Source organism: Lysinibacillus sp. NPDC096382, assembly GCF_044762845.1.
Classification (GTDB): Bacteria; Bacillota; Bacilli; order Bacillales_A; family Planococcaceae; genus Lysinibacillus.
Window position 1 is genome coordinate 1 of sequence record NZ_JBIWFC010000023.1, and the last position, 13,015, is coordinate 13,015.

General features: G+C 38.9%; 12 protein-coding genes. 10 read left to right on the forward strand and 2 right to left on the reverse strand.

Annotation, left to right across the window (positions count from 1 at the left end; genetic code table 11):
• Nucleotides 1-263: 263 nt before the first annotated feature.
• A complete protein-coding gene (locus tag ACIQZA_RS22325) occupies nt 264-797 on the reverse strand; it encodes a transcription repressor NadR (protein WP_400932946.1) in 534 nt (177 codons plus the stop codon).
• 140 nt (nt 798-937) lie between these two features.
• Here ACIQZA_RS22325 and ACIQZA_RS22330 point away from each other — a divergent pair, with 140 nt between their 5' ends.
• The 8 genes from ACIQZA_RS22330 to ACIQZA_RS22365 all read left to right on the forward strand — a co-directional run bounded on the left by ACIQZA_RS22330 (nt 938) and on the right by ACIQZA_RS22365 (nt 8,322).
• Entirely contained in the window at nt 938-1,948 is a 1,011-nt protein-coding gene (locus tag ACIQZA_RS22330) for a LysM peptidoglycan-binding domain-containing protein (protein ID WP_402883976.1), read from the forward strand.
• 70 nt (nt 1,949-2,018) lie between these two features.
• The gene (locus ACIQZA_RS22335; protein WP_402883974.1) at nt 2,019-2,816 is read left to right on the forward strand and encodes a phosphotransferase; all 798 of its coding nucleotides are present in this window, start codon (nt 2,019-2,021) and stop codon (nt 2,814-2,816) included.
• A gap of 115 nt (nt 2,817-2,931) precedes the next feature.
• A complete protein-coding gene (gene ruvA / locus ACIQZA_RS22340) occupies nt 2,932-3,552 on the forward strand; it encodes a Holliday junction branch migration protein RuvA (RefSeq protein ID WP_400932953.1) in 621 nt (206 codons plus the stop codon).
• Nucleotides 3,553-3,570: 18 nt separating this feature from the next.
• Entirely contained in the window at nt 3,571-4,575 is a 1,005-nt protein-coding gene (ruvB, locus tag ACIQZA_RS22345; protein ID WP_323653310.1) for a Holliday junction branch migration DNA helicase RuvB, read from the forward strand.
• A 17-nt stretch (nt 4,576-4,592) separates the two neighbouring features.
• Nucleotides 4,593-5,636, forward strand: coding sequence for a tRNA preQ1(34) S-adenosylmethionine ribosyltransferase-isomerase QueA (gene queA / locus ACIQZA_RS22350; RefSeq protein WP_402883971.1), 1,044 nt, complete (start codon nt 4,593-4,595; stop codon nt 5,634-5,636).
• Nucleotides 5,637-5,689: 53 nt separating this feature from the next.
• Nucleotides 5,690-6,835: a tRNA guanosine(34) transglycosylase Tgt gene (tgt, locus tag ACIQZA_RS22355; protein ID WP_132356976.1), complete on the forward strand. Its 1,146-nt coding sequence runs from the start codon at nt 5,690-5,692 to the stop codon at nt 6,833-6,835.
• A 167-nt stretch (nt 6,836-7,002) separates the two neighbouring features.
• On the forward strand, nt 7,003-7,263 hold the full coding sequence (gene yajC / locus ACIQZA_RS22360; RefSeq protein ID WP_142509092.1) for a preprotein translocase subunit YajC: 261 nt from the start codon (nt 7,003-7,005) through the stop codon (nt 7,261-7,263).
• 423 nt (nt 7,264-7,686) lie between these two features.
• Nucleotides 7,687-8,322 carry a DUF421 domain-containing protein gene (locus ACIQZA_RS22365; RefSeq protein ID WP_142509006.1) on the forward strand — a complete coding sequence of 212 codons (636 nt, stop codon included), beginning with the start codon at nt 7,687-7,689 and terminating at the stop codon, nt 8,320-8,322.
• On the opposite strand, the gene ACIQZA_RS22370 is transcribed toward ACIQZA_RS22365, so the two are convergent.
• Entirely contained in the window at nt 8,319-9,836 is a 1,518-nt protein-coding gene (locus ACIQZA_RS22370; RefSeq protein WP_142509005.1) for a putative polysaccharide biosynthesis protein, read from the reverse strand. The two genes, ACIQZA_RS22365 and ACIQZA_RS22370, sit on opposite strands and share 4 nt — an antisense overlap.
• Nucleotides 9,837-9,929: 93 nt before the next feature.
• Here ACIQZA_RS22370 and ACIQZA_RS22375 point away from each other — a divergent pair, with 93 nt between their 5' ends.
• Nucleotides 9,930-10,238, forward strand: a complete 309-nt coding sequence (locus ACIQZA_RS22375; protein WP_142509004.1) for a post-transcriptional regulator — start codon at nt 9,930-9,932, stop codon at nt 10,236-10,238.
• Between the two features lie 346 nt (nt 10,239-10,584).
• On the forward strand, nt 10,585-12,852 hold the full coding sequence (gene secDF, locus ACIQZA_RS22380; RefSeq protein WP_402883968.1) for a protein translocase subunit SecDF: 2,268 nt from the start codon (nt 10,585-10,587) through the stop codon (nt 12,850-12,852).
• Nucleotides 12,853-13,015: the final 163 nt, after the last annotated feature.

Consider the following 13,015-nt stretch of genomic DNA (forward strand, 5'->3'; position numbering starts at 1 on the left):
AAAAAGCGAAGATAATAAAACCACTTTAGTGGTAGCGTGAAAACGGAGTGCGGTTGGCGGACCTTTCAATGTGTCTTTAGACATGGGCCAGTACCACAGCGTTTCACGCGTAGAGCAAACCACCAGTTAGACTGGTGGTTCTGATTGTTGAAATCGCAATAGTAAGTTCAATATAAATATTAAATGAGCGTTCATGTAAACCATTTAAATTCAATAAGCTGCTAGTCTTTGTGAAAGCCAGCAGCTAAGGAAAGTTTGTTGAATTATTGATCTACAACTAAATAGCCCTTTTTTTGTAAAGTAAGTTCAATTAAATCTAAAATGTCAACAGAAGGAGCAGAAATAACATGTAGATGTGTACCACCTGTTAGTTCGGATAAATAACTTGCCTGTGTTTCATTGACGCGCTGAATAAATTGTTTTACCTCATGACGGTTAGAAACCAAAATGGATGCGGTAATTTCCCCATAAATTGGGTGTTCAACAATAACGTTTTTTACTGTACCACCGCAATCAACTATTGTTATAAGTTCATCTTCTGCATCCTCAGCAGTGTGGAAGCAAGGAATTGTACGTTCAACAGTTTGCTGTAATTGTTCCTGATGCATATAAAGATATCCTTGGCTAGTTGCAATAATAGGTTCATTTCTAGCCTTCAATAATGTCATATCATTGACAATGACTTGTCTAGAAACATTAGCGAATTTAGCTAGGTCCGTCCCTGTTATAGGTGCTGCGCTTTTTTTTAGTTGTGCTAGGAGTTGCAGTCGGCGTTCTTCGCCTAACATTTTTTTCATAAGAGATCACCTCTGCTTGTAATAAAGGAAGCAGTTTTCCTTAAAACTAGTGTACCATGAAGCATTTCCAACTGCGTGAAATTTTTGTATCCAAATGAAACATTGAACATATGATACGAAGAGAGGAAGGGAGGAAAAAATTGCGTATTCATATTGTCCAAAAGGGAGACACATTGTGGAAGATTGCGAAAGAGTACGGAGTTTCGTTTGAAGATTTAAAGCGGCTGAATGCCCATCTTGCTAATCCAGATTATATTGTACCGGGCATGGAAATTATCCTACCTGAAAAAATACACAAAGAACCACATAGAGAACATCATCGAGAAACAGATTGGGGAATGCATAGAGAAGGACATAGAGAGGGGGGACATAGAGATGGCCATAGAGAATCCCATAAAGAAGGGCATAAGGAGCACATGCACAAGGAGTCACCTACAAGGCACGTTAAAGAAAAAGAGGTGCAAAGACCAACGCCACCACCAATTATTGTACCACCACCACCAATGCCAGAACCACAGATGATTCCAATTCCTTATCCAATGCCAATGCCGATGCCTCAGCCAGCGCCTGTTGAACTTAGCTGGAATCAAAACGTTGTCATGCCAAGTGTAGAGCAAACTGTATCTCCAATTCAAATTCAACCACAGCCCGTAGCCCAACCGGAGGCGCCACCACCAGCACCAATGCCGCAACCGATTTTTATCATGCCGCAAATGCCAGCGGTACCACATTGTGCAAGCTGCCATCAGCCAGTGCATCATCATATGTATTGGCCGATGCCAATGCAAATGCCGATGCAAATGCCTATGGAACCGCAAGTTGAGGCGTATACAATGCCAGAGCAACCATCATGTGAAATGGGATGCGAAAAAGTTGCTGGGGTGGGAGAATTCTTAGAATCTAGTACATCTCCATTCTTCCCTATGAGCCCTGAATATCAGCAAATGCCGGAAATGGAACAGCCATGTGGTTGTCATGCACAACCAGTCATGATGCCGACGTGGCAAATGGACCCATGTTACTGTCCACCGCCATGTCCACCACCATGCCCAATGCCATGTCCGTCACATTGCCATATGCCACATGCTTCGGTAGGACCATGGATGTCACCGCATTTTTCTCCAGGCGGGATGACGCCTTATCGATGGTGAAAAAGCGTATATCATTGAAGAAGTAAAACCTAATATTTGGAAGTATAAATATCAATCCAAAAATTATTTTGTGAAACGAGCAAAGCAGATAGAAATAGCGGAAAAGGTAAGGGTTATACATCGACGACTTGGACATCTGGAGCCCTCGCTAATCTTACCTTTAATGAAAAGTGAAGATGAGTATTTAATCGTGCAAGATTGGCAAGAAGGAAGTCATAGTGCTAATTTTGCACATAAAAAGGATCGGAAGGAATCACTAAAGCTCTTAAATACATTACATGATACACATAAAAAAATTGCTTGGCAGCGGGTGCCAGGTTTGCACACCTATTCACAGCTTTTAAAATGGCAAATGCGTCATATGCGTTTTAAAAGCAGACGGAATGAATTTCGTGCATTTTTAACAAAAGAAGAAATCAATCAAATTTTACATTATAGTGAGAAATCGTTACAGCTAATCGCTCAGGAAGATGTAGCTGAAAAAGAAACAACGCTTTTACATGGAGATGTCGTCCATCATAATTTTTTATGGTGCTCAGATGGGGAATTACGTTTAATTGATTTTGATTTGGCTCACCTTGGGGAAGCTGATGATGAATACATTTTATGGTTACATCGTGTATTACCTGCCGTAGATTATGACCTTGGTAAAATATTTGCTGAGCTACCAGAGTTGAAACGATTAGATAAAAAAAAGCTACATCGTTTAAAATATCCAAATGAGCTATTACGTGAATGGCTTTTTGCAGTGGATTTACCATTAAATCAACAACTGGTATTTTTAGATTATTTAGTGCCATTTACAAAACGGGCCCTCACATATTGGCCAAAATTGTGGTACGATATTGATAAAATGATAAAGAAATGACCGTCTTTTGGCGGTCATTTTTGTTATGTGAACGACTACTTGTGTTATTTCTTATAGTCGAGCATTCGTTCGTAATATGCTATAATCGAAGACGATGATTGTGAGGGATTATAGAATGTATGATTATTTAAAAGGACAAGTAAAGCGTATAACTCCTGAGTATATCGTCCTTGAACAACAAGGGATTGGCTGGCAGCTAAATACACCAAATCCATTTGCGTTCCGGACATCGGCCCTTGAACAACAAATTTTTGTTCACTTGCATGTACGTGAGGATGCACAAGTGTTATATGGCTTTCCAAATTTAGATCAGCGAGAACTGTTTCGTAAACTTATTTTAGTGTCAGGAATTGGACCGAAGGGTGCACTTGCTATTTTAGCTACTGGGAACCCGCAACAGGTTATCAGTGCCATTGAACGAGAAGATGAATCATTTTTAGTAAAGTTCCCTGGTGTGGGTAAGAAAACGGCACGTCAAATGATTCTAGATTTAAAAGGTAAACTTAGCGGATTGTTGGAGACTATTGAGCTACCAAGTACAGAAGATGAGCTACCGTTATTTGGTGTGAATCCATATAAACATGAGCTTGAAGAAGCTATTCTTGCCTTAATGGCACTTGGTTATTCTGAAAAAGAATTAGAAAAAATACGTCCACAGCTCGAAGAAAACGACAAGCTTGAAACAACAGATGCATTTATGAAACAAGCTTTACAATTGCTATTAAAGTTAAAATAGTGAAAGGGGGGGAAGTACATGTCTGAACGTATGATTGCTAGTGAGGCGGGTAGCTATGATGAACAGTTTGAATTATCTTTACGGCCACAAAGATTAGCACAATACATTGGTCAACATAAGGTCAAGGAGAATTTACAAATTTTCATTGAAGCGGCAAAGCTTCGTCAGGAAAGTTTAGATCATGTGCTGCTATATGGACCGCCTGGACTTGGTAAAACTACATTAGCTGCTGTTATTGCCAATGAAATGAATGTCAATGTGCGCATGACTAGCGGCCCTGCGATCGAACGTCCTGGAGATTTAGCAGCTATTTTAAGCTCACTTGAACCAGGGGATGTGCTATTTATCGATGAAATTCATCGCCTGCCTCGTGCCATAGAAGAGGTGCTTTATCCTGCGATGGAGGATTTTTGTTTAGATATTGTCGTTGGTAAAGGCCCTGAAGCGCGTTCTGTCCGACTTGATTTACCGCCATTTACACTCGTTGGTGCAACAACAAGAGCTGGCGCATTATCAGCACCTTTAAGAGATCGCTTTGGCGTGTTGTTGAGGTTAGAGTATTATGATAATACGTCACTTGCAGAAATTGTTGTACGTAGTGCGCATTTATTTGATGTTGAGATTGAGCAAGTAGCAGCGCTTGAAATGGCGACACGCTCGCGTGGTACACCCCGTATTGCTAACCGTTTGCTAAAACGAGTGCGAGATTATGCACAGGTGCTCGGAGATGGTATGATAACGGAGGGACTTGCTAAGCAAGCGCTTGAGCTATTACAAGTCGATCCTAGAGGGCTTGACCATATTGACCATAAACTTGTGACCAATATGATTGAGCGCTTCCGTGGTGGCCCTGTAGGCTTAGATACGCTGGCAGCATCTATAGGCGAGGAACGTGTAACGATTGAAGATGTGTATGAGCCATATTTGATGCAAATTGGCTTTATACAGCGTACGCCACGTGGACGTGTGGCAACACATTCAGCCTACGAACATTTTGGATATGAATATCCCCAACAAACCTAGAAGAAGGAAGTATTTTCATGCGTGTAGAAGATTTTGATTTTGAATTGCCAGAAGAGCTTATTGCACAAACACCACTTTTGGACCGTACAGCTAGTCGTTTAATGGTAGTGACGCCAGGCTCGAAAAATGTAGAGCATCATCATTTTGCTCATATTTTAGATGAGCTACAAGCGGGAGACTGCCTTGTGTTAAATGATACAAGGGTCTTACCAGCGCGTTTAATGGGCGTTAAAGAGGAAACGGGTGCTCATATAGAAGTACTGCTATTAAAGCAAATGGCAGGTACGGATGAATGGGAAACACTTGTTAAACCAGCCAAACGTGTAAAAGTCGGCACAGTTGTAACATTTGGAGATGGCTTACTGACAGCTACTTGTACAGGAGAGCTTGATCATGGTGGGCGTACATTTGAGTTTAAATATAATGGGATTTTTTATGAAATTTTAGAGCAACTTGGTGAGATGCCTCTACCTCCATATATTCGTGAAAAATTAGAGGACAAGGATCGTTACCAAACCGTTTATGCAAAAGAGCGTGGCTCGGCTGCAGCACCAACTGCAGGCTTGCATTTTACAGAAGAATTATTAGCGCAAGTAAAAGCAAAAGGGGTCGAAGTTGTATTTATCACTTTACATGTGGGACTTGGAACTTTCCGTCCTGTAAGCGTAGATTCAATTGAAAATCACGAAATGCATGCTGAATTTTATAGTGTAACGGAAGAAACCGCATCTAGCATAAATCGAGTAAAGAGTAATGGTGGAAAAGTGATTGCAGTTGGTACTACCTCTACACGTACACTAGAAACTATCGGCTCTAAATATAAAGGCGAAGTGCGAGCAGAACAAGGTTGGACGTCTATTTTCATTTATCCGGGATATGAATTTACTATTGTAGATGGTTTAATCACAAACTTCCATTTACCAAAGTCTACCCTTGTAATGCTTGTTAGTACGCTTGCAACAAGAGAATCAATTTTAAGTGCATATCATCAAGCTGTAGAAGAAAACTATCGTTTCTTTAGCTTTGGTGATGCTATGTTTATTCGTCCAAAAGGAGAATAAAGAAAAAATCGGAGTACTGTTTTTACTTTAGATAAGAGAGGAATTTTTATAATATGACACAACCAGCAATTCGTTATGAGCTACTTCATACTTGTAAGCAAACAGGAGCACGCCTTGGCATCGTGCATACACCACACGGCTCTTTTGAAACGCCAGCTTTTATGCCTGTTGGTACACAAGCAACTGTTAAAACAATGTCACCTGAGGAATTAAAGGACATGAATGCAGGTATTATTCTGTCAAATACGTATCATTTATGGCTACGACCAGGTAATGATATTGTTAAGGAAGCGGGTGGCTTGCATAAATTTATGAACTGGGATCGCCCGATTTTAACAGATTCAGGTGGTTTCCAAGTGTTCTCACTTAGTCAATTCCGTAAAATCGAAGAAGAAGGGGTTCATTTCCGCAATCATTTGAATGGGGACAAATTGTTTTTAAGTCCAGAAAAGGCGATGGAAATTCAAAATGATTTAGGCTCAGATATTATGATGGCTTTTGATGAATGTCCACCTTACCCTGCGACATATGACTATATGCTGCAATCAGTAGACCGTACAACTCGTTGGGCTAAACGTTGTAAAGAGGCACATAAACGTCCAGAAGACCAAGGCCTATTCGGAATCATTCAAGGTGGAGAATTCGAGGAGTTACGTCGTCGTTCTGCTGAAGCATTAGTAGAGCTAGATTTCCCAGGTTATGCAATTGGGGGGCTATCTGTTGGTGAGCCTAAGGATGTTATGAACCGAGTGTTAGAGTTTACAACACCGTTAATGCCAACGAATAAACCACGTTATTTAATGGGTGTCGGTTCACCTGACTCATTAATCGATGGTGCTATTCGTGGTATTGATATGTTTGACTGTGTATTACCAACACGTATTGCCCGTAATGGCACATTAATGACATCTGAAGGTCGTTTAGTTGTTAAAAATGCAAAATATGCACGTGATTTCGGACCAATTGATCCTAACTGTGATTGCTATACATGTAAAAACTATTCACGCGCATATATTCGTCATCTAATCCGTACAGAAGAAACGTTTGGTATCCGTTTAACGACTTATCATAACTTACACTTCCTATTGAAGCTAATGGAACAAGTACGTGAGGCAATACGTGAGGACCGTCTGGGTGATTTCCGAGAAGAATTTTTCGAGAAATACGGCTTTAATGGACCAAACGCGAAGAACTTCTAATATTAGTAAAAAGTCATGTAAATTTGTGTGAAATGTGAATATTTCTAGCAAAAAATTGTCTATCTTAGAAAAAATATTAGTAATATAGAAAAATTTTGGGCTTGTCCGTCGCTTTTTTATGGTGGAATAGTCTATACTAATTAAGAATTGGAAAGGGGGCAAAAATGATGGAACAATATTCTGGCTTAATCATGATTTTAATCATGTTCGTTGCAATGTGGTTTATTTTAATCCGCCCTGCTAAAAAGAGACAGCAGGAAACACAAAATATGCAGACTAATTTGCAACGTGGAGATAAAGTTATTACAATCGGTGGCTTACATGGTGAGATTGACTCAATTGAGGACACAACTATAACATTAAAAATCGCAGACAATGTGCGCGTAAAATTTGATCGTCAGGCAATCGGACGTATTGTAAATAACTAATATTTATCTTCTTTCAGTAGAAAATTTCCGCATCTTAAAATGAGATGAATAGGGTAGAGATTCCTTTTCCGTGGCATGCCAAAAACCTACTGAAATAGAGGAACTCAGTCTAAGAACGCCACGTCTTGTGGCAAGTTATTTGTGCGACAGCGACAGTAACACCGGCTGAGTGACCAACATCACGTTGGTCTAAAGCCTACGGCGGATGTCACGGATTTTCAAAGGAATGAATTGTGCCTGCACAATTCAAAATTCGGACGCAATTGCGCCAAGGCGAAATTAATCTTAAAGGCGTTGTCCAAAAAGCGGACAACGCCTTATACCATATTTATAGCTTTGTCAAAATGCAGAATTCATTTTTGACAAGGCTTTTTTGTATAAAAAGTAACCTATACGGTCACCTTATTGTATGGGGGTGACTGCATGGAAGAATATTTTACGATTATTTTTAGAACATGCTTTTTATATGTGTTTATCCTAATAATTTTTCGTTTAATGGGTAAACGTGAGGTCGGCGAATTGTCTGTAATAGATTTAGTCGTATCCATTTTAATGGCTGAGGTTGCTGCATTTGCACTTGATGATTTCGAAAGTCCATTATTTAATGTAATTTTGCCAATCATCATATTGTTTTTCATTCAAATAATAACTGCATATATTTCACTCAAAAATAAAAAATTCCGTGACCTAGTTGATGGTGATCCAGTAATGCTTATAAGAGATGGTGTCATTTTAGAAAGTGAAATGCGCAAGCAACGCTATAATTTAGATGATTTGTGTCAACAATTACGCGAAAACGGAAATGCTTCCGTCACAGATATTGCTTATGCCTATCTAGAGCCCTCCGGCAATTTGTCCGTATACCAAAAAGATGAAAAGGCATTTGTTTACCCACTTATTATCGACGGTGATATTCAGGATAGGCATTTAAAGGTCTTGCATAAAGATACTGATTGGTTAATGGCAGAGCTTGCTAAAAATAATATTACGGATAGTAACACTGTATTTTTTTGTGTTTGGGAGGAAGATCGGCTTCATATCCAGCTGAAAGAATCTTAAACTTTCTTGGCCAGCTTACGAAGGTAGCGCAAATCAGTTATGCGCAACTGATTGGTAAATAGTAAGAAAGTAAATAGTAAAAATAAGGTTACACAGCTACTTAAAATAAAAGGCAGTGGCATAATTTGCATCAGGAAATACTGAGTAACACAAACAGCAATAAAGCAGCTATATGGCACTACAAACATTCTAAAGCCAGCACGCAAATTTTTGCGCTGTCTTACTGTTGCAATATGCAAGAATGAAGTTAATAAAACGCCAAAGCCAATTGCTACAACAGCACCTTTTTCCTGTATTCCAGGCTGAGAAGCAAGTACGAACATAACAAAGAGTTTACCAAGACCACCGTAAATGGAGTTCATCATTGCTGCACGAGCCTCACCGATTGCTTGTAATATAGAATGCAATGGACTTTGTATATAATAAAAATAAAAAATTGGGGCCAATATTTTCACATATCCACGATTTTCTTGTAAGTGAAAGAGCTTTATAGCTAAGTCGTCTCCATGAACGAAAAAGTACGTAGCAGCCACACAGCCCACTAAGGATGATAGTCGCAATGATACAGAAATGCGTTCCTGTAGGAGTGGTATATGCTGGCGTGCAACGGCATCACTAACAGCCGGTATAAGGACAATCGAAAGTGCAGCAGATACAAAGGCTGGGAATAATAATAGTGGGACTAGTACACCCGAAATAACCCCATATAAAATTGTTGCTGCGGAGGCCGTTAATCCAGCCATTGTTAAAGCCTTTAAAAAAATGATCGGCTCTAAAAACCAAGTAAAAGATCCAAATAGCCTGCTTCCTGCAGAAGGAAGGGCAATCCGCAACATCGGGGAGGCAGGATAAGCCTCGATTTTGTTTTTCCGTGTCAATAATTTTTTCTTTGAGACAATATAATGCATCCACAAATACAAGAAAGCAACAACTTCAGCTAGAAGCGTAATACCCATAGCAGTGGCTGCTGTAACGGCAGCGTTATCATAGGCAGCGACAAAAGGCAGTGTAAATGTGATGAAGCTAATGCGAATAATTTGTTCAATCATTTGAGACCAAGCTGTTGGTGTAATTTTCGCAATACCCTGTAAATAAGCGCGCAATAATCCAGAACCAACTGCCACTGGTACAGCAAAGAGTGCAATCCAAAGCGTGAATGTTGTTTGTTCATTATGTAAAAGAGTAGACGAAATATATGGTATTGTAAGTGCAACAATCGGCATAAAGATGATCATTCCAATAAATGACCAAAGTATAGCCGTACGCATAACACCAAAGATGCCCTCGCGTTTGTTTTTTGCTAGTAACTCTGCTACAATTTTTGCCACAGCGATAGGTAGTCCAAGTTGAATGAGTGAGATGAAGAAAATGAACGCCGGATAGACGGTCATATAAATGCCGACTGCCTCTTCACCAGCGATACGCATAAACTGCATTCTATAAAAGAAGCCAAAGAGTTTCGATAAAAAAATTACGAACATTAAAAATAGTGTACCCCGTACAAAAGAACTCATGCCATCCGTCCCTTCTCAAGCCACAAAAATTCATTTACACTATTTGTATGCAGACATGTCTTACGATACAACTTTGATTGGAGATGATTCAAAATGAGTATGCAGTATGAGCAACTATTTGAAAAAATTCGTCCTGCAATTGATAGTAAGATGGAAGAGTTTAAACATTATCAATACGATGCGATTACAGCAGAAGAGCTATGGCGTTTCTGTATAGAAAAAAAATGGCGCAAAAAAAATATTGAACAATTACGTTTACATGAAATTATCTCCACTATTTTTTCAGTATCACCGTCCGATATCGTATCATTTAATCAGGTAGAATTTTTACAAAGTAATGATTGGTTTACAGAATTGAATACGGAAGAGTTAAAAATGCTACTTGGTCCGGTTAAAACTTAAGAAGAAAGTGTGAAATTTGTCAAATAATAAAAGAATACTAAAAGTGTTGAATTGACACCAAGCGCAACGTGTTTCATAATGAGTGTGTTGCGCTTTTTTTATTTGTATAAGTATATTTATTCAAAAACCTCCTAATAACTTTTGTAAATTTGGAGGGATTACACCTATACAAATACAGGGATAAATTTGCGCGTTATGAACGATTGAAATAAGTAGAGCAACCTTTTTGAAGCACAGGCAACATTATTCTAAAGGAAAAGGAGGAATAAACGTTTCAAAAGGACTTGCTATTATACTTGTTTGTAGTGTAAGGAATTGCCTTACACAATTCGAGGAGGATTTATAAATGAAACTAAAAAGTCGTATAGTTGCATTCGTACTACTAATGGTTATTTTTACAGCAACCATCGGTACGACTGTAGGCGGCGTCTTAAAGGACATTAAGCTAGGTCTTGACTTACAAGGCGGGTTTGAGGTTCTTTATGAGGTGAAGGAATTACACAAGGGAGAAGAAATTACACAGGGTGTTTTGTCGGCAACAGCAACAGCTCTTAGCCAACGTGTAAATGCAATCGGGGTAAGTGAACCGAGCATTCAGGTTGAAGACAAAAATCGTATTCGTGTGCAATTAGCGGGTGTCGAAGACCAAGAATCAGCACGTAAACTATTGTCTACAACTGCAAATTTAACATTCCGTGATGTCGATGACAATATATTGCTGGATGGTAATGACTTAAAGCCAGGTGGCGCTAAGGATTCCTTTGACCAGCAAAATCGTCCAATTGTTTCCCTAACATTAAAAGATGGAAAGAAATTTGCTGATATAACTAGTAAAATTGCCGCTAAACCAGCAGGTCAAAATTTACTCGTTGTATGGTTAGACTTTGAAGAAGGTGTTGATTCATATAAAGCTGAATCACAAAAAGCGAAGCCTCGCTATGCATCTGCAGCAACAGTTAACCAAACATTAAATACAACAGATGTAATGATTAGCGGGAATTTCACAGTTGAAGAAACAAAAAATCTAGCGGGTATTTTAGATGCTGGAGCACTACCAGTAAAGCTTAATGAAATTTATTCTACTTCGGTAGGTGCACAATTTGGTGACCAAGCACTGAAAAGTACAATTTTGGCAGGTGTTGTGGGGGTAGTAATAATATTCTTATTTATGCTATTCTACTATCGTTTACCTGGCTTTATATCCATTATTACACTTGCGATTTTCACTTTCCTAGTATTAGTTGTATTCGATTGGATTAATGCAGTGTTAACACTTCCGGGTATTGCAGCTATCGTGCTCGGTATAGGGATGGCAGTTGATGCGAATATTTTAGCAGCGGAGCGTATTCGTGAAGAACTACGAGTAGGTTATTCAGTTAAACAAGCATTCCAAATCGGCTCGAAGCAGTCTTTATCAGCAATTGTTGATGCACAGCTAACTACATTATTAGCAGCTGCTGTATTATTCCAATTCGGGACAAGCTCTGTAAAAGGGTTTGCAACAACTTTAATTATTAGTATTTTACTAAGCTTCTTAACTGCTGTTTGGGGTTCTCGTGTACTATTAGGTTTACTAGTCAACAGTGGCTATTTTAACAATTCAGCGTGGTTTGGTATTGCCAAATCTAAACAGCATAGCTTAGATGAAAATATCGGAACATTAGATTTATCAACGAAATTTGATCGTTTTGACTTTGTACACAACCGTAAGAAATTCTATACATTCTCATTAGCTATCCTTGTAGCCGGTTTAGTGGTTCTTGGTATATTCCGTCTAAACCTTGGTATTGATTTCCAAAGTGGTACTCGTGTTCAAATTGAAGCGGATCAAACTTTAACTAAAGAAGAAGTATCTAAATACTTAGATAGCATCGGCTTCTCATCTGAAGATATCGTTTTGGCAGGTGAAAAGAACAACTCTGCGGTTATCCGTTATAAAGATGATCTATCGCAAGCAGAAATTTTAAAATTCAAAAAAGAAGCGGGCAAAAAATATGGTCATGAACCTGGTGTAAGTACAGTGTCCCCAACTGTCGGTAAAGAGCTTGTGAAAAATGCTATTAAAGCTTTATCTCTTGCGGCTATCGGTATCATTATCTATGTAGCGGTTCGTTTCGAATGGCGCATGGGTATTGGAGCCATTGTCTCGTTACTACATGACGTATTCTTAATTGTTGCTGTATTTAGCTTTATGCGCTTAGAAGTCGATATTACGTTTATTGCAGCTGTACTGACGATTGTCGGTTATTCGATTAATGATACGATCGTTACGTTTGACCGGATGCGTGAAAACTTAGATCGATATGATACGATTAAAGACCGTGAAGTGTTAGCGGATATCGTTAACAAATCATTACGTCAAACGATGGGTCGATCTGTTAACACAGTGTTAACGGTTATTATCGTTACTGTGTCACTTCTTATTTTAGGTGCACCGTCGATTCAAAACTTTTCAATCGCGTTATTGATTGGTTTAATTACAGGTATGTATTCTTCCATTTGTATTGCTGCACAAATCTGGTATTCACTTAAAGTTCGTGAAATGAAAAAATCAGATGGGCAAATACACAAAAAAGAGAAAAAACAATGGGGTACTGACGAACCTACTGTTTAACATAAGTCTTTAAAACAGGGAAAGGAAAAATTTCTTTCCCTGTTTTCTTAAAAAAAGAATCTGTTGCTTTCTTTGGAAAGCAGCAGATTCTTTTTATTTTATTAATTTCGCCCCATAATTCCGTGACATCCGCCGGAGACTTTAGGCCAATAGATGTTTTTTG

Excerpts from the sequence above, each read along its gene's own strand:
- ruvB (WP_323653310.1), top strand. The coding sequence starts at position 3,571 with ATGTCTGAACGTATGATTGCTAGTGAGGCGGGTAGCTATGATGAACAG.
- ACIQZA_RS22325 (WP_400932946.1), bottom strand. The coding sequence starts at position 797 with ATGAAAAAAATGTTAGGCGAAGAACGCCGACTGCAACTCCTAGCACAA.
- queA (WP_402883971.1), top strand. The coding sequence starts at position 4,593 with ATGCGTGTAGAAGATTTTGATTTTGAATTGCCAGAAGAGCTTATTGCA.
- ruvA (WP_400932953.1), top strand. The coding sequence starts at position 2,932 with ATGTATGATTATTTAAAAGGACAAGTAAAGCGTATAACTCCTGAGTAT.
- ACIQZA_RS22365 (WP_142509006.1), top strand. The coding sequence starts at position 7,687 with ATGGAAGAATATTTTACGATTATTTTTAGAACATGCTTTTTATATGTG.
- yajC (WP_142509092.1), top strand. The coding sequence starts at position 7,003 with ATGGAACAATATTCTGGCTTAATCATGATTTTAATCATGTTCGTTGCA.
- ACIQZA_RS22370 (WP_142509005.1), bottom strand. The coding sequence starts at position 9,836 with ATGAGTTCTTTTGTACGGGGTACACTATTTTTAATGTTCGTAATTTTT.
- secDF (WP_402883968.1), top strand. The coding sequence starts at position 10,585 with ATGAAACTAAAAAGTCGTATAGTTGCATTCGTACTACTAATGGTTATT.
- ACIQZA_RS22375 (WP_142509004.1), top strand. The coding sequence starts at position 9,930 with ATGAGTATGCAGTATGAGCAACTATTTGAAAAAATTCGTCCTGCAATT.
- tgt (WP_132356976.1), top strand. The coding sequence starts at position 5,690 with ATGACACAACCAGCAATTCGTTATGAGCTACTTCATACTTGTAAGCAA.